The organism is Sphaerotilus sp., assembly GCF_041083715.1.
Lineage (GTDB): Bacteria > Pseudomonadota > Gammaproteobacteria > Burkholderiales > Burkholderiaceae_C > Sphaerotilus.
Genome location: NZ_JBFPGY010000385.1, coordinates 1 through 16,549, shown reverse-complemented (window position 1 = coordinate 16,549; position 16,549 = coordinate 1). Strand labels below are relative to the sequence as shown.

The window sequence follows — 16,549 nt, the reverse complement described above, 5'->3', positions numbered from 1 at the left end:
GCCAGCGCCACGTACGGGTTCGCGTCTGCGCCGATCACGCGGTTCTCGATGCGCCGCGCCGCAGGGGAGGCCACCGGCGAGCGGATGCCGACGGTGCGGTTGTCGGTGCCCCACTGGATGTTGATGGGTGCTGCCGTGAAGCGCGACAGGCGGCGGTAGCTGTTGACGTACGGCGCGAACAGCGCCATGGCCGACGGGATGTACTTCTGCAGCCCGCCGATGTACCAGTAGAACTCCTTGCTGGCCGTGCCGTCGGGATTGCTGAAGATGTTCTGGCCGGCCTGGTTGACGAGGCTCTGGTGGATGTGCATCGCGCTGCCCGGCTCGCCGGCGATCGGCTTGGCCATGAAGGTGGCGAACATGTTGTGGCGCATTGCCGCCTCGCGCAGCGTGCGCTTGAAGAAGAACACCTCGTCGGCGAGCTGCAGCGGGTGGTCGTGGAAGAAGTTGATCTCCATCTGGCCGGCGCCGATCTCGTGGATCAGCGTGTCCACGTTCAGCTCCATCTGCTCGCAGTAGGAGTAGACGTCCTCGAACAGCGGATCGAATTCGTTGACCGCGTCGATCGAATAGGCCTGGCGCGAGGTTTCAGCACGCCCGCTGCGGCCGATGGGTGGCTTGAGCGGCATGTCCGGGTCGCTGTTGCGGGCGACAAGGTAGAACTCCAGCTCGGGGGCGACCACCGGGTTCCAGCCCTCGGCATCGAACAGGTCGCAGACCCGGCGCAGCACCGAGCGCGGCGCGAACGGCACCATCTTGCCGTCCTTGTCGTAGCAGTCGTGGATGACCTGCGCAGTCGGGTCGGTCGCCCAGGGCACGATGCGCACGGTGCGCGGATCAGGGCGCAGGTGCATGTCGCGGTCGGTCGGGTTGATGACGTCGTAGTAGGGGCCTTCCTCCGGGAATTCGCCCGTCACGCCCATGGCGACCACCGCCTCGGGCAGCCGCATGCCGCGGTCCTCGGTGAACTTCTGGCGCGGCAGGATCTTGCCCCGCGCCACGCCGGTCAGGTCGGGCACGAGGCATTCGATTTCCGTCACGCGGCGTTCGTTGAGCCAGTGTTCGAGGTCGCTGAAATTGAAGTGTTCGCGTTTGTTCATGGTCTGTTCCGTGTTCGTCGCGGGGCACAGGCGGCACAGGCCGCGACGCCGGTCGTTGCCGGGCGTCGTGTCGTCGGGTCCGCCCAGGGGAAGGACGGCTCAGCGGCTCGGTGGCCGGTGCAGGTCGCGGTAGTCCTGGCATGCGGCGCCGAAGGCGCGCAGCATCGCCATGGAGACCGGGTTGTCAGCCGCCTGCCACTCCGGATGCCATTGAACACCGAGCGCGAAGCCGGGGCTGCTGGCCACCGAAAACGCCTCGACCAGACCGTCGGGCGCAAGGGCCTCGACGCGCAGACCGTCGGCCAGGCGGTGCACGCCCTGGCCGTGGACGCTGTTGACCCGCACCTCGTTGCTGGCGAGTACCTGCGCCAGCACTCCGCCGGGCTGGATCTGCACGGGGTGCGACAGGCCGTACTGCACCTCGACCGGGTCTTCGCTGCGCGCGCGGTGGTCGTGCAGACCATCCACCTCCTGCACGGCCTGGTGCAGCGAGCCGCCGAAGGCCACGTTGGTTTCCTGGAAGCCGCGGCAGATCGCCAGCAGCGGGATGCCGCGCGCGACCACCTGCGGGATCAGGGGCAGTGTCCAGGCATCGCGCACCGCGTCCAGCGGCAGCGACGGGTCGTGCACGGCCTCGCCGAAGTGGCTCGGGTGCACGTTCGAGGGCGAGCCGGTCAGCAGCACGCCATCGGCCAGGTCGAGCAGGGTGTCGAATTCCTCGGGGCTGGCCGACGGCACGATCAGCGGCAGGGCGCCGGCGAGCCGCACGGCGTCGAGGTACTTCTTTCCTGCGATGTGGAACGGGTGCTGTCCGAGCATCCGGTTGCAGGCCGGGACGAGAACCACCGGGGGTCTTGAGCGGAACGGGGGCGCTTGGGTCATTGGAAATGAAACCATTGCATGCAGTGTGCCAGCACCATTTCGGTGCTGGTCACCGGGTTCCCCCTGAGGGGACGTCGAGGAATGGCGGTGGGTCACAGCAGATCCCTCAGCCGGTGCCAGAGCATGCCCAGCACCAGCGTGGGTGTGCGCAGCCGCTCTCCGCCCGGGAAGGGACGGTGGCGCAGACGGCTGAAGACATCGAAGCGACCGGCATCGCCGCACATGGCCTCCGCGACGAGCTTGCCGGCCAGTCCGGTCAGCGCCAGACCGTGGCCGGAGAAGCCCTGCACCAGGTAGATCGGCGCGCCGGCCGCCCCGTCGGCCGGCAGACGCACGAATTCGGGCGCACGGTTCCTCGTGATGTCGATGAAGCCGCCCCAGGCATGGGTGATCGGCGTGTGTGCCAGGCTCGGGAAGGTGCGCACGATGTGCACGCGCATCCGGGCAGCCAGGTTCGGCGGCGTCACTGTGCTGTAGCTGACTTTTCCACCGTAGAGCAGGCGCTGGTCGGCCGTCGGGCGGAAGTGGTCGAGCGAGAAGTTGTTGTCGCACACCGCCGCACGGGTCGGCAGCAACGCGTCCATCTGCGCCGGTGCCAGTGGTTCGGTCACGGCGACATAGGTGCCCACCGGCATGGTGCGGGCCGCGGGTGTGGCAGGCAGACCCGGCAGGCCGGCCAGATGGACGTTGCCGGCCAGCAGCACCTGGTCGGCCAGCACCTGGCCTTGTGCGGTGCGCAGCAGCGTCACGTTGCGGTGGCGTTCGATGCCGGTGACGGCGGTGTGTTCATGAACGGTGGCACCCGCTTGCCAGGCGGCGTGGGCCAGCCCCAGCACGTACTTCAGCGGATGCAGGTGGCCGCTGCGTCGGTCGTAGACGCCGCCGGCGTAGCGGGCGCTGCGGATGTGCAGCGGCAGTGCCGTCGGGTCGAGCCACTGCTGGTGGTCATCGTAGACCTCGGCCATGCGGTTGACCCAGGCCTGCAGTGCCGCCGCCTTGCGCGCATTCACCGCCACGGTCAGCGCGCCCGACTGCCAGTCGCAGGCGATGCGGTGGCGGTCGCGGCGGGCATGGATCAGGGTCAGCGCCTCGATCGTCATGGCCCAGATGCGGCGTGCATCCCCCAGGCCCAGCTGTGCTTCGATCTCGGCCATGTCGCAGGCCAGACCCGGCAGCGCCTGCCCGCCATTGCGGCCCGAGGCCGCCCAGCCGAGGCGCTGGCCTTCGAGCACCACCACCGAGCGGCCGCGCTGTGCCAGTTCCAGCGCCGCCGACAGGCCGGCGAGACCACCGCCCACGACCGCGACATCGGCCCGCACTTCGCCTTCCAGCGGCAGGTGCGCCGGGCGGCGCACCACACCTTCGGCATACCAGGAGTGCCGGGCAAGGGCCAGATCGGCGTGCAGCAGCGAGCGAGTCAGGCGAGCCTCCGCAAGGGTGGTCGACCGGCGTTACAGCCGCCGGTCCGTCCCCATTGTGGCGGAGCCTGCGCAGGATGTCACACCACGCGGCGGATGGCCGTGGCCACGGTCTCGGCGATCTGCCCGATCTGGTCGGCCGAGATGATCAGCGGTGGCGACAGCGCGATGGTGTCGCCGGTGGTGCGGATCATCACGCCTTGCGCGAAGCAGTCCAGGAACACGTCGAATGCGCGCTTGCCAGGCTCGCCCGGCCGCGGTGCCAGCTCGATGCCGCCGACCAGCCCGAAGTTGCGGATGTCCACCACGTGCGGCAGCCCGCGCAGGCCGTGCAGCGCCTCGGCGAAGGTGCCGGCCATCGTGGATGCGCGTGTCAGCAGGCCCTCGTCGGCGTAGGTGTCCAGCGTGCCCAGTCCGGCGGCGCAGGCCAGCGGGTGCGCGGAGTAGGTGTAGCCGTGGAAGAACTCGATCAGGTGCGCCGGGCCGTTCATGAAGGTGTCGTGGATCGCCTGTTTCACGAACACCGCGCCCATCGGCACGCTGCCGTTGGTGATGCCCTTGGCGGCGGTGACCATGTCCGGCACCACGCCGAAGGTCTGCGACGCGAACGGCTGGCCGGTGCGGCCGAAACCGGTGATGACCTCGTCGAAGATCAGCAGGATGCCGTGCCGGTCGCAGATGTCGCGCAGACGCTGCAGGTAGCCCTGCGGCGGGATCAGCACGCCGGTGGAGCCGGCGATCGGCTCGACGATGACGGCGGCGATGGTCGAGGCGTCGTGCAGCGCGACCAGCCGTTCCAGATCGTCCGCGAGGTCGGCGCCGTGGGCCGGCTGGCCGACGCTGAATGCATTGCGCGCCGGGTCGTGGGTGTGGCGGATGTGGTCCACACCGGACAGCAGCGTGCCGAACATCTTGCGGTTGGTGACGATGCCGCCGACCGAGATGCCGCCGAAGTTGACGCCGTGGTAGCCGCGTTCGCGGCCGATCAGGCGGGTGCGGCTGCCTTCGCCGCGCACGCGGTGGTAGGCCAGCGCCATCTTCAGCGCCGTCTCGACCGACTCCGAGCCGGAGTTGGTGAAGAACACACGGTTCAGCCCCGGTGGGGCCAGCTGGGCCAATCGGTCGGCGAGTGCGAAGGCCTTGGGGTGGCCCATCTGGAAGGGCGGTGCGTAATCCATCTCGCCGGCCTGCTGCTGGATGGCTTGCACGATCTTCGGCCGTGCGTGGCCGGCGTTGACGCACCACAGCCCGGCCACCCCGTCGAGGATCTGGCGGCCGTCATCGGTCCAGTAGTGCATGCCTTCGGCGCGGGCGAGCATCCGTGGCGCCTGCTTGAACTGGCGGTTGGCGGTGAAGGGCATCCAGTAGGCGTCGAGGCTTGGGTCGTGGTTGGCGGGGGTCATGGCGGTCGATGTGGTGAAGGGGCGTGCGTGGTGTGGTGTGGTGCGGTGCGGTGCGGTGCGGTGCGGTGCGGTGCGGTGCGGCAAGCGCCAGTCTAGGCAGGGATGCGCGCAACAGGGTTGCCAATTGGGGGTGGCAATGTGGGTATGGCGCTCTAGAATTGTGCGAATCGAACTTCTGGCGCAACAACATGACAGACCTCGTCACGCCTGTGCAACTCGATGCCACCGACCGTGCCCTCCTGCGCCAGCTCCAGACGGACGCCCGGCAGTCGAACGTCGAGCTGGCCGAGCAGGTGCACCTGTCGCCCTCGGCCTGCCTGCGGCGGGTGCGGCGGCTGGAGGAGGGGGGCGTCATCGCCCGCTATGTGGCGCTGCTCGATCCGCGTGCGGTCGGGCAGACCGGCACCTCGTACACCGTGGTCAATGTCGAGCGCACGACCACCGAGGCGCTGCGCCGCTTCGAGGAGGCCGTCCGGCTGGAGCCGTCGATCCTCGATTGTTTCTATGTGGCCGGGGGCAACGACTACCTGCTCCGCTTCACTTACCGCGACGCCGACGACCTGGAACGCTTCCACGCCGAGGTGCTGACGCGGCTGCCGGGCGTGATGCGGCTGAACTCGATGCTGGTGCTGCGCACGGTCAAGAAGACGACCGCGCTGGAGGTATGAACGTGACCACGACCACGCCACAGATCCTGCTGCAGGCCGAGCGCCTGACCTTCCACTTCCCGCACCGTGCGCTGTTCACCGGCTGGTCGGCGCAGTTCGGGGCCGGCCTGAGCCTGGTGTGCGGCGGCGATGGCAGCGGCAAGTCGACCCTGCTGCGGCTGCTGGCGGGCGTGCTGGCGCCGCAATCGGGGCACCTGACGCTGAATGGCGCGGAGCTGGCGCGGCATCCGGACGCCTACCGGACGCAGGTCTTCTGGTGTGATCCCGCGGATGGCGCGCTGGACAGTCTGGGTGCACGCGACTATCTCGCCTTGCGCCGCCACCAGCATCCCGCCTGGGATGTCGCCGCGCTGGAGGAGGATCTGGACGCGCTCGGCCTGTGGCCGCACCTGGACAAGCCGCTCTATGCACTGTCCACCGGCATGCGGCGCAAGCTGCGGCTGGCCGCCGGGCTGGCGAGTGGCGCGCCGCTGACCCTGTTCGACGGTCCACTCGCGGCGCTGGACCGCCGCTCGGCGGACTACGTGCTCGACAGGCTCGACGACTGTGCCGACTCCACCGGACGCGCCGTCATCGTCGCCCACCACGCCGCATTGGACGGCGTGCCGCTGGCCACGCTGGTCGATCTGCCCGGCGACGGCTCCACGTCCTCGTAAGCGGCGAAGGTCTGCCCGCGCCGCTGGCGCTGCCAGGTCGCCCGGTCCACTTCGAACACCAGCGAGGGCCGTGAGGCGCCGGACTCGCTGTCGCGCAGCGCCTCGCCACGCAGATGCAGGCCCACCAGCTCCATGAGCTGGCGCGAACTGCGGTTGTCGGTCGAGGTGATCCCGATCAAGCGCTGCACACCGGATTGCTGGAACGCTGCGTCCACGCACATGCGCCCGAGTTCCAGGCTGAACCGCCCGTGCCAGTAGCGCGCATGGGTCCACAGGCCCATCTCCAGCGCCTCTTCACCTTCGTCGGCACCCGCCGCCTGGAACCGGAACAGGGAAACCCACGCGCCGGTCTCCTTGAGTACGGCCGAAACCGAGGCCATCTTGCCGGTCCGGGTGGCTTCAACGACGGCTTCCACGCGTCGATATACCTCCCATTCGTTGCCCGGTTGGTCCCAGAGCAGGTGCTGGTTGAAGGCCGGGTGCCGGGTGGCGTCGAACAGGGGCCAGGTGTCGGACAGGCACACCGGGCGGAGTGCCAGACGCTTGCTGTAGACCGAGATCAGTCGTGCGGTCAGGTCGTGGAAATCGGTTGGCATGGGCGGATGACTTACCGGGTTGAGAACACGCCCGGGTTCTACACCACGGTCCGCCACGTCGGACCGGGTGGGGTGTGCTGGACTTGTGCAGGAGCTGGAATTGATGAAATCGAGTCGGCGATTGTGTGATTTTGTATCTACGGGGTGCCGGCTGACACAACTTCTGGATGGTGTCGGCGAGTCGATCGTGCATGTCGATGCGCAGTGGGTGGTGCAGTACTGCAACGAGGTCTATCTGCGCGGCATGGGCCTGCGCGCCGAGCAGGTGATCGGCAAGACGCCCTTCGACTACCACCCGGGATTCCGCCGCTCGATCTTCTTCGAGACCATCGAGGCCTGCCGCCGCGACGGCCAGCCGCGCATGGCGATCGGTTACTCGACCGCGGTGCAGCGCTGGCTGATGGTGCGTGTCTATCCGCATGAGGGCGGGATGATGTCGCTGGCCAACGATGCGACCGAATCGGTCGTGCGCCAGTTCCAGCTCGCGCAGGAAGCGCTGCGCGACCCGCTCACCCGCGTGGGCAACCAGCGCGCCATGGAGCAGGACATCAAGGCGCTGGTCGATCGGGACGAGGCCTTTTCGCTGGTGCTGTTCGGCTTGCGCCGCTTCAACACCATCAACGACTCGCTGGGCCATTCCCAGGGTGATCTGGCACTGATGGAGATCGCCTCGCGTCTGCAGTCGGTCACGCGGGATCAGGAGCACCTGTACCGGCTCAACGGCGTCGAGTTCGTGCTGCTCACCCCGGCGACGGGTGTGTCCCTGCAGGAGCGTACCGACGTGCTGGCGGCCCGACTGGGCGAGACGATCACGATGCGCGGCCAGAATTTCCGGCTCGGTGCAGCCTTCGGCGTGGTCAGTGCGCCGGACCACGGTGACGCACCCGAGGTGCTGCTGCGCCGTGCCGCGCTGGCCCTGCGCGGGGCCAAGCGCAGCGGGGGGGAGCCGGTCATCGTCTTCGACGATCGGCTGGAGGCGGCCGGCCGGCTGCGCATGGCACTGGAAGGGGACTTCCGCGCCGCCTTGCAGCGCCACGGTGACAGCGATGGTCTGGCGCTGGCGCTGCAACCGAAGGGGCGCCTGAAGGACGGCCACGTGGTCGGTGCCGAAGCGCTGATCCGCTGGCGCCACGCCGAGCGCGGGCCACTGTCGCCTGCGGATTTCCTTCCGATGGCGCAGGAATGTGGCCTGATGGTGGAGCTGGACCGCTGGGTGCTGGACGAGGCGCTGCGTCTGCAGCGCAATCTGATGAACCTGGGCCACCAGTTGCCGATGAGCATCAACCTGTCGGTCGAAGGACTGGCCGACGTGCAGCTCGCCGGCAATGTGTCGGCCGCGCTGCTGCGCTGGGGTGTGCCATCCTCGTTGCTGGAAATCGAGATTCCCGAGGGTGCGCTGATGCGCGATGTGGAGGTGAGCGGCCGGGTGCTGGCGGAGCTGTCGGCGCTGGGTCTGCGCATCAGCATCGACGATTTCGGCACCGGCTATTCGTCGTTCGCCTACCTGGCACGGTTCCCGGTCAGCACGCTGAAGATCGACCGTTCCTTCGTGCGCGACATGTGCACCAAGGCGGCCAGCAAGACCATCGTGCGCAGTCTGGTGAGTCTGGCCCATGCGCTCTCGATGGACGTGGTGGCCGAAGGGGCCGAGACCGACGCGGAGATGGCGATGCTGCGCCGCATGCATTGCGACATGGTCCAGGGCTTCGGTTACGGGCGACCGCTGCCGTTCGACACGTTCGTCTCCTTCGTCGGTCAGCGCACGAGCGGCAGTCTGTCCGGCCGCGTCAGCGAGGCGGTGCCGAGTCCGTTCGTGATCTGAGTTCGGCCGCCAGATAGGCCGTGCGCACGGCGTCGATCCGCTGCCGGTTCACGCCGAAGTCTTCCCGTCCGAGCCGGCTGGCGCTGCGCACCTCGATGACACCGGCGGTCGGGTCGACCCAGAACTCCACATCGTCCACGAAGCGCAGCCAGCGCGTCTGGGCCTGTGCGTAGAGGTAGTCCGGGCGCTGCTCGACGAGGTGCACACCCGGCATGTCCTGCAAGACCGCGGCCAGCGTCTGCATCGATGCGGCGGCGTTGCCGTCCCGCAGTGGCAGCGGCGCGGTCGCTGCATAGGCCTGCTGCGGATGGCCGGGGTACAGCCGTGCCTGGCTGCTGACACTGTTGCGCGTCAGAGAGGGGGGCTTGAGGCGGCCGTTCGTGACGCCGAGGTCGTTCGGACGCTGGCCGTTCAGCAGGCCGAACCGAGCGCCGGCGAGCAGGGCGGCCACCAGGCCCAGCAGGACGAGGACGAACGTTTTCATGGGGGCTCTTTCCGCCGCCAGCCGTCAGGCCTTGGGCACGGGCTGCACCGTCAGTGGCCCGAGCGCGCCGGACGAAATCGCCACCAGGCGGTCGATGTTCGGGTGCTTGCCGGGGAAGGCGTGGGCATCGGCGGTGTGTTCGGCATAGAGCGTCAGGCCGTCGAGGGCCGCAGCCGCAGCGAGCGTGCCGTGGCGCTGGGCGAGGGCGTGGTAGACAGCGACCGAGCCGGCCTGGCCGGGGCGGTTGTCCAGCGTGGCGACGACGGTGCCGTGCGGGTCGAGCAGTTGCAGGCCGGCCAGGTGGTCGATGGCGGGAAGGGTCTTGAGCGTGTCGGAGAAATTCATGCGCGCATGCTACTGCCGAGCTGCCACCGCGTTACCGGCGCACGAAGAAGACCACGGCCATCACCAGCCCGGTCACCACCACCGCGGCGCGCACGGTCGCGGCCGGCAGGCGCAGTGCGAGTCGGGCGCCGGCGAATCCGCCCGCCGTGGCGGCCACCATCATCACCAGCGCCTGCGGCCAGTGGATCGCGCCGGCCCAGGCAAACGCGGCCACCGACAGCAGCGACAGCACGAGCGAGTTGAGGTTCTTCAGCGCGTTGGCGGTGTTGACGCGGGATTCGCCGGTCAGCGTGTACAGCGCCATCAGCAGGATGCCGAGACCGCCGTTGAAGTAGCCGCCATAGACCGCGACGGCGAACAGGCCGAGCGCCTGTGCCATCGGATGGACATGGCCCGCGCCGCGGCGGGCCCGCGCGGCCACCAGCCGTGGCCCGGCCGCGAACAGCACGGTGGCGAACAGCAGCAGCCAAGGCACCGCCGCCGAGAACACCTTCGCCGGTGTCACCAGCAGCAGCAGCGCACCACAGACGCCGCCCGTGGCGCAGACCATGCCCTCGCGCACCAGGCGCGTCCGTGGCAGGACGGCCAGCTCCGCACGGAAGCCCAGCGTGCTGCCCAGGTAGCCCGGGCTCACCGCCACTGCGCTGGTCGCGTTGGCCATGATCGGCGGCAGTCCTGTGAAGACCAGTGCGGGGAAGGTGAGGAAACTGCCGCCACCCGCGATGGCATTCAGCACGCCCGCGGCGAAAGCCGCCAGCAGCACCAGGGCCCAGGGCGCGGCATTGGCCATCATGGCTGGCGCCCCTGGGTGCGCGCCACCTGGCCGCACAGATACGTCCAGACGAGGTTGGCGGCTGCGTTGCTGGACAGCTCGGCGTGGTCGTAAGGGGGGGCCACCTCCACACAGTCCATGCCCACCCAGCGTTCGCCGGCGAGTTCCTCGATCAATGTCAGCGCCTGGTTGGTGGTGAGGCCGCCGGGCTCGGGCGTGCCGGTGCCCGGCGCGAAAGCGGGGTCGAGTGCGTCGATGTCGAAGCTGAGGTAGAGCGGCGGGTTGCCGCAGGACGCCCAGCGCCGGCGCAGCGTCTGCAGGACAGTGTCGAGTTGTGCAGGGCTTTCCAGCCCGCGCAGGTCGCGTGCGGTCCAGATCAGGCCGCCCTGGTCGCGCACATATTCACGCGCTGCGCGCAGGCCGGCACTGCGGATGCCGATCTGTGCAAACGCCTGCGGCAGCACCAGACCTTCCTGGATCGCTTCGCAGACCCAGGTGCCGTGGCCGCTCGGCTCGCCGAAGTGGTCTTCCCAGGTGTCGCAGTGCGCATCGAAGTGGAGCACGCCGAGCGGTTGCCCGACGTGCTGCCGGTAGGCGCGCAGCAGCGGCAGTGTCACCGAATGGTCGCCACCGAGCCAGACCATGTGGCGCTGCTGCGCCAGCAGGGCACCGAGCTGCGGAACCAGGGCTTCACGCATGCGCTCCAGGCTGGTGTTGGGCAAGGGCAGGTCACCGAGGTCGCACAGGACGTCGACTGGCGAGACATCGAACAGCGGGTGCGTGCCGTCGCACAGCATGTGGCTGGCCTCGCGGATGGCGCGCGGAGCCATGCGGGCGCCAGGGCGGTTGCTGACACTGCCGTCCCAGGCGATGCCGGCCAGGCCGAAGGGCCGGGTGCGTGTGTCCTGCGGTCCCATCGGAACCCTGAGAAAGCTGTGGGCGCTGAGAAAGGCGAAGTCGGGCATGGCGTTCTGCGGCTGCGCTGAGGTGTCGTGGCGGGCTGGGCCACAGTGTGCCGCAGGGTGTTGGTGGCAGATTTTCATCACCCTGAAAGCAATTCCACATTGTGGAATTCAATCATGTTGCATTGCGTCAAAATTTTCCATTGTGAGAAAAGTAATTCCGCATGGTGGTTTTATCCTTCTAAGTCGTTGATTTCATTGAAACAAGAAAGATGTCTTATATAAGACATAAGTCTTCTCGTTTTCACCGAGTGAGACTAAGCTGGAGCCATCCAACGACCCCGTTGAACCTTCTTCAATCACCGCAGACCGGAGCGCTTCATGACGAAACTGACCCGCGAACAACAAATCGCCGCCCTCGAAAAAGACTGGGCTGAAAATCCCCGCTGGAAGCTGGTGAAGCGCGGCTACAGCGCTGCCGACGTGGTCCGTCTGCGCGGCTCCATGCAGCCCGAGTACACGCTGGCCAAGAACGGCGCTGAAAAGCTGTGGGACAAGGTCAACGGAGGCGCCAAGAAGGGCTACGTGAACGCGTTCGGCGCGATCACCGCTGGTCAGGCGATGCAGCAGGCCAAGGCTGGTCTGGAGGCCGTGTACCTGTCGGGCTGGCAGGTCGCCGCCGACGGCAACACCAGCGAAACCATGTACCCGGACCAGTCGCTGTACGCCTACGACTCGGTGCCGACGATGGTTCGCCGCATCAACAACACGTTCAAGCGTGCGGACGAAATCCAGTGGGGCCGCGGCATCAACCCGGGTGACGAAGGCTTCGTGGACTACTTCCTGCCGATCGTGGCGGACGCAGAAGCCGGTTTCGGTGGCGTGCTGAACGCGTTCGAGCTGATGAAGAACATGATCGCTTCCGGCGCTGCAGGCGTTCACTTCGAAGACCAGCTCGCCGCGGTCAAGAAGTGCGGCCACATGGGTGGCAAGGTGCTGGTCCCGACCCGCGAAGCCGTCGAGAAGCTGATCGCTGCCCGTTTCGCTGCCGACGTGATGGGCGTGCCCACCATCGTTCTGGCCCGCACCGACGCCGAAGCCGCCAACCTGCTGACCAGCGACTGCGACGACAACGACCGCCCGTTCGTCACCGGCGAGCGCACGCAAGAAGGCTTCTACCGCGTCAAGAACGGCCTGGAGCAGGCCATCAGCCGCGGCATCGCCTACGCCCCCTACGCCGACCTGGTGTGGTGCGAAACCGGCGTGCCGGACATCGGCTTCGCCCGTGAATTCGCGCAAGCTGTCCACGGCGCCTGCCCGGGCAAGCTGCTGTCGTACAACTGCTCGCCGTCGTTCAACTGGCGCAAGAACCTGAACGACAGCCAGATCGCTGCGTTCCAGGAAGAGCTGAGCGCGCTGGGCTACAAGTACCAGTTCATCACGCTGGCCGGCATCCACATCAACTGGTACAACACGTTCCAGTTCGCCCACGCCTACGCCCAGGGCGAAGGCATGAAGCACTACGTCAACATGGTGCAGGAGCCGGAATTCCAGGCCCGCGAACAAGGCTACACCTTCGTGTCGCACCAGCAGGAAGTCGGTGCCGGCTACTTCGACGACGTCACCACCGTGATCCAGGGCGGCTCCAGCTCGGTCAAGGCGCTGACCGGCTCGACCGAAGAAGAGCAGTTCCACTGAGCTGCTGAGCTGAATCGCCGGGGGCCGGGGGCGTGAGCCCGGCCCGCTCCGTTCACGCGGGGCCAGGAGTTCGAGTTCTGTTCTTGAGATGCCCCGGAGTGCGAGCTTCGGGGCTTTTTTTCGGACTCTGGCGCCGAGGTCATCGGTTAGACTGGCGGCCCCATCGACAGCACAAGACACGGGAAAGGCACTCTGGTCATGACACCGCGAACTACCACCTCCCCGGCCTTCGAGGTCTGACAGGCCAGCCGCGGCTCTTCCACCGAGTCCCCCAGGAAAGCGCGGCGCCCCCGCGCTTTTTGTTTTTCAAGGTTTCCGCGATGATTTCCATCCAGCTTCCCGACGGTTCCCGACGTGAATTTCCCGGCCCGGTGACGGTAGCCGAAGTGGCTGCCTCCATCGGTGCCGGTCTGGCCAAGGCGGCGCTCGCCGGCCGCATCGGCACGGGTGACGCCGCTCGTGTGGTCGATACCAGCCACCGCATCGAGGCCGACGAGTCGCTGGCCATCGTCACCGCCAAGGACGACACCGGCCTGGAGGTCATCCGCCACTCGACCGCCCACCTGCTGGCCTATGCCGTCAAGGTGCTGTTCCCCGAGGCACAGGTCACCATCGGTCCTGTGATCGAGAACGGCTTCTACTACGATTTCTCGTACAAGCGTCCGTTCACACCCGACGACCTCGCCGCCATCGAGAAGAAGATGGGCGAACTCGCCGCCAAGGACGAGCCGGTGGTGCGCAGCGTGCTGCCGCGCGACGAAGCCGTGGCCTACTTCAAGTCGATCGGCGAAGCCTACAAGGCCGAGATCATCGAGAGCATCCCGGCCGACCAGGACGTTTCGCTCTATGCCGAAGGTGCGTTCACCGACCTGTGCCGCGGCCCGCACGTGCCGTCGACGGGCAAGCTGAAGTTCTTCAAGCTGATGAAGGTGGCCGGCGCCTACTGGCGCGGCGACCACCGCAACGAGATGCTGCAGCGCATCTACGGCACGGCCTGGGCCACCAAGGACGATCTGCAGAAGTACCTGACGCGCCTCGAAGAAGCCGAGAAGCGCGACCACCGCCGCCTGGGCCGCGAGCTGGACCTGTTCCACCTGGACGAGCATTCGCCCGGCACCGTGTTCTGGCACCCCAAGGGCTGGACCGTGTGGCAGCAGGTCGAGCAGTACATGCGCCAGGTCTACCGCGACAACGGCTACCAGGAAGTCAAGGGTCCGCAGATCCTTGACAGGAGCCTGTGGGAGAAGACGGGCCACTGGGACAAGTACCGCGACAACATGTTCGTGACCGAGTCGGAGAAGCGCGACTATGCGCTCAAGCCGATGAACTGCCCCGGCCACATCCTGATCTTCAAGCAGGGCATCAAGAGCTACCGCGACCTGCCGCTGCGCTATGGTGAATTCGGCCAGTGCCACCGCAATGAGCCCACGGGCGGGTTGCACGGCATCATGCGCGTGCGTGGGTTCACGCAGGACGACGGCCATGTCTTCTGCACCGAAGACCAGATCCTGGCCGAGTGCGACGCCTTCACTGCACTGCTGCAGAAGGTCTACGCCGACTTCGGCTTCACCGACATTCTCTACAAGGTCGCCACGCGGCCCGAGAAGCGCATCGGTTCCGACGACCTGTGGGACAAGGCCGAGGCTGCACTGATCGACAGCCTGAAGCGTACCGGCTGCGAGTTCCAGATCTCGCCCGGCGACGGCGCGTTCTACGGGCCGAAGATCGAGTACACGCTGAAGGACGCACTCGGTCGCCACTGGCAGTGCGGCACGATCCAGGTCGATTTCTCGCTGCCGGAGCGGCTCGGCGCGGAGTACGTGGCCGAGTCCGGTGATCGCCACTATCCGGTCATGCTGCACCGCGCGATCCTTGGCAGCCTGGAGCGTTTCATCGGCATCCTGATCGAGGAGCATGCTGGTGCGTTGCCCGGCTGGCTCGCGCCGGTGCAGGTTTCCGTGCTCAACATCACCGATGCGCAGGCCGATTACGCCCGTGACGTCGTCAAAGCGCTGCAAAAACAAGGACTTAGGGTGTCACTGGATTTGCGCAATGAAAAGATCACGTATAAAATCCGTGAGCATTCTTTGCAGAAGGTTCCGTACCTGCTCGTTGTCGGTGACAAGGAAAGGGCCTCAGGAACCGTCGCAGTGCGCGCCCGGGGCAATCAGGACCTCGGGGTGATGGCTCTGGAAGCCTTCTCCCAGAAAATCGCAGCGGACCTTTCTACCCTCCGGTAACGGGTTGCGTGCTGTCGTTTTCTTTCCCATGCCGGGGCGCGAATCTTTGGTTGTCGGGCTGTATGCCCCTGAAGGAATCTCACCATCGCTACCTTTCTTGACCGCCGTACTCCGAACGCCGAACGCAAGCATCGACTGAACCGCGAGATCACTGCCCTGGAGGTCCGTCTAAACGGACCCGAGAACGAGCCGCTGGGCATCGTCAGCATCCAGGAAGCTCTGCGTCTGGCGGCTGAAGGCGACATCGATCTGGTGGAAATCTCCCCGACGGCCCAGCCGCCGGTGTGCCGCCTGATGGACTACGGCAAGTTCAAGTACCAGGAACAGAAGCGCGCAGCCGAGGCGAAGGCCAAGCAGCACGTCATCGATGTCAAGGAAGTCAAGTTCCGTCCCGGTACGGACGAAGGTGACTACAACATCAAGATGCGCAACTTGCGCCGCTTTCTGGAAGACGGTGACAAGGGCAAGGTCACGCTGCGGTTCCGCGGTCGCGAGATCACGCACCAGGACATCGGCATGCGCCTGCTGGAGCGCGTGCGCGACGAGCTGACCGACGTGTCGCTCGTCGAGCACATGCCCAAGCTCGAAGGCCGCCAGATGATCATGGTGCTGGCGCCCAAGCGCAAGAAGTAAGCCGATTCGTCGGCAGCAAGCAATTTGAGTGGGTGCGGTCTGGTCGCTGCGCCCCTCAGTGCCCGCAGGCACCAAAGCGCATGAGTCGTTTCATGCCGCCTCGCAGGAACTACCCCAAGGAGCAGTCATGCCCAAGATGAAGACCAAGAGTGGCGCGAAGAAGCGTTTTCGCGTCCGTCCCGGTGGCACCGTCAAGCGCGGTCACGCCTTCAAGCGTCACATCCTGACCAAGAAGTCCACCAAGACCAAGCGCCACCTGCGTGGAACGACCGCTGTGCATGAGACCAACATGGGTCACATGGCGCAGATGCTGCCGTTCGCCGGTCTGTAATCCACCACAACACGAAGGAGTCATCACATGCCTCGCGTCAAACGTGGTGTTACCGCCCGCGCTCGTCACAAGAAAGTCCTCGCCCTTGCCAAGGGTTTCCGCGGCCGCCGCAAGAACGTCTATCGGATCGCCAAACAGGCGGTGATGAAGGCGGGTCAGTATGCGTACCGTGACCGCCGTGCCAAGAAGCGCGAATTCCGCCGCCTGTGGATCGCGCGTATCAACGCCGGTTCGCGCGCGCTGGGTCTGACCTACAGCAAGTTCATGGCTGGCCTGAAGAAGGCTTGCATCGAAGTGGACCGCAAGGTCCTCGCCGACATGGCCGTCAACGATCCTGCCGCGTTCGGCAGCATCGTCGAGAAGGTGAAGGCCCAGCTCGCTTGAGCCTGACGCGCCGGGTCGGTGCAAGCCGACTCCCGCGTCACACGAAAAAGGCCGACACTGCGTTCGGCCTTTTTTCTTGTCTGTCTATCCCAGTCTTCTGATGAACGATCTCGATCAACTCGTGCAGGCCGCGCAAGCCGACTTCGCCGCCGCGCTCACCCCCGCCCAGCTCGAAGACGCCAAGGCGCGCTACACCGGCAAGTCCGGCCAGGTGA

At 66.7% G+C, this 16,549-nt stretch carries 16 protein-coding genes and 2 pseudogenes; 9 read left to right on the top strand and 9 right to left on the bottom strand.

Going from position 1 to position 16,549, the window contains the following annotated elements; all coding sequences use genetic code 11:
• The 4 genes from AB3X43_RS18135 to aptA form a co-directional block, all read right to left on the bottom strand.
• The coding region (locus AB3X43_RS18135; protein ID WP_369431267.1) for a glutamine synthetase family protein at positions 1-1,100 on the bottom strand (1,100 nt) is incomplete at its 3' end.
• Between the two features lie 99 nt (positions 1,101-1,199).
• Positions 1,200-1,982, bottom strand: a complete 783-nt coding sequence (locus tag AB3X43_RS18130; protein ID WP_369431266.1) for a gamma-glutamyl-gamma-aminobutyrate hydrolase family protein — start codon at positions 1,980-1,982, stop codon at positions 1,200-1,202.
• A gap of 92 nt (positions 1,983-2,074) precedes the next feature.
• A complete protein-coding gene (locus AB3X43_RS18125) occupies positions 2,075-3,337 on the bottom strand; it encodes an NAD(P)/FAD-dependent oxidoreductase (protein ID WP_369431265.1) in 1,263 nt (420 codons plus the stop codon).
• 143 nt (positions 3,338-3,480) lie between these two features.
• Positions 3,481-4,803: an omega-aminotransferase AptA gene (aptA, locus tag AB3X43_RS18120; RefSeq protein WP_369431268.1), complete on the bottom strand. Its 1,323-nt coding sequence runs from the start codon at positions 4,801-4,803 to the stop codon at positions 3,481-3,483.
• 188 nt (positions 4,804-4,991) lie between these two features.
• Between aptA and AB3X43_RS18115 the strand changes: the two genes are divergently transcribed.
• Complete coding sequence (locus AB3X43_RS18115) at positions 4,992-5,471, top strand: Lrp/AsnC family transcriptional regulator (RefSeq protein WP_369431264.1); 480 nt, start codon at positions 4,992-4,994, stop codon at positions 5,469-5,471.
• A gap of 2 nt (positions 5,472-5,473) precedes the next feature.
• Positions 5,474-6,127 carry an ABC transporter ATP-binding protein gene (locus tag AB3X43_RS18110; protein ID WP_369431263.1) on the top strand — a complete coding sequence of 218 codons (654 nt, stop codon included), beginning with the start codon at positions 5,474-5,476 and terminating at the stop codon, positions 6,125-6,127.
• Between the two features lie 128 nt (positions 6,128-6,255).
• Here AB3X43_RS18110 and AB3X43_RS18105 read toward each other — a convergent pair.
• Positions 6,256-6,723: pseudogene (locus AB3X43_RS18105) on the bottom strand (GNAT family N-acetyltransferase); the annotation flags it as partial.
• A 103-nt stretch (positions 6,724-6,826) separates the two neighbouring features.
• Here AB3X43_RS18105 and AB3X43_RS18100 point away from each other — a divergent pair.
• Complete coding sequence (locus tag AB3X43_RS18100) at positions 6,827-8,545, top strand: putative bifunctional diguanylate cyclase/phosphodiesterase (RefSeq protein ID WP_369431262.1); 1,719 nt, start codon at positions 6,827-6,829, stop codon at positions 8,543-8,545.
• Here the strand turns inward: AB3X43_RS18100 and AB3X43_RS18095 are convergent.
• The 4 genes from AB3X43_RS18095 to speB are packed head-to-tail and all read right to left on the bottom strand — an operon-like array spanning position 8,511 to position 11,111.
• On the bottom strand, positions 8,511-9,029 hold the full coding sequence (locus AB3X43_RS18095) for a DUF1499 domain-containing protein (protein ID WP_369431261.1): 519 nt from the start codon (positions 9,027-9,029) through the stop codon (positions 8,511-8,513). The two genes, AB3X43_RS18100 and AB3X43_RS18095, sit on opposite strands and share 35 nt — an antisense overlap.
• Positions 9,030-9,053: 24 nt before the next feature.
• Positions 9,054-9,374, bottom strand: coding sequence for a DUF2322 family protein (locus tag AB3X43_RS18090; protein WP_369431260.1), 321 nt, complete (start codon positions 9,372-9,374; stop codon positions 9,054-9,056).
• A gap of 31 nt (positions 9,375-9,405) precedes the next feature.
• On the bottom strand, positions 9,406-10,167 hold the full coding sequence (locus AB3X43_RS18085; RefSeq protein WP_369431259.1) for a sulfite exporter TauE/SafE family protein: 762 nt from the start codon (positions 10,165-10,167) through the stop codon (positions 9,406-9,408).
• Positions 10,164-11,111 carry an agmatinase gene (gene speB / locus AB3X43_RS18080; protein WP_369431258.1) on the bottom strand — a complete coding sequence of 316 codons (948 nt, stop codon included), beginning with the start codon at positions 11,109-11,111 and terminating at the stop codon, positions 10,164-10,166. The genes AB3X43_RS18085 and speB overlap by 4 nt, the downstream gene beginning before the upstream one ends.
• Before the next feature lie 318 nt (positions 11,112-11,429).
• Between speB and aceA the strand changes: the two genes are divergently transcribed.
• The 6 genes and pseudogenes from aceA to AB3X43_RS18050 form a co-directional block, all read left to right on the top strand.
• Entirely contained in the window at positions 11,430-12,746 is a 1,317-nt protein-coding gene (gene aceA / locus AB3X43_RS18075) for an isocitrate lyase (protein ID WP_369431257.1), read from the top strand.
• A gap of 320 nt (positions 12,747-13,066) precedes the next feature.
• A complete protein-coding gene (gene thrS, locus AB3X43_RS18070) occupies positions 13,067-14,986 on the top strand; it encodes a threonine--tRNA ligase (protein ID WP_369431256.1) in 1,920 nt (639 codons plus the stop codon).
• Between the two features lie 84 nt (positions 14,987-15,070).
• Positions 15,071-15,619 (top strand): translation initiation factor IF-3, encoded by a 549-nt coding sequence (infC, locus tag AB3X43_RS18065; protein WP_179636228.1) that lies wholly within the window; start codon positions 15,071-15,073, stop codon positions 15,617-15,619.
• A 127-nt stretch (positions 15,620-15,746) separates the two neighbouring features.
• Positions 15,747-15,950 (top strand): 50S ribosomal protein L35, encoded by a 204-nt coding sequence (rpmI, locus tag AB3X43_RS18060; RefSeq protein WP_293995415.1) that lies wholly within the window; start codon positions 15,747-15,749, stop codon positions 15,948-15,950.
• 27 nt (positions 15,951-15,977) lie between these two features.
• A complete protein-coding gene (rplT, locus tag AB3X43_RS18055) occupies positions 15,978-16,334 on the top strand; it encodes a 50S ribosomal protein L20 (RefSeq protein ID WP_179635166.1) in 357 nt (118 codons plus the stop codon).
• A 100-nt stretch (positions 16,335-16,434) separates the two neighbouring features.
• Positions 16,435-16,549, top strand: a pseudogene (locus tag AB3X43_RS18050) (phenylalanine--tRNA ligase subunit alpha); the annotation flags it as partial.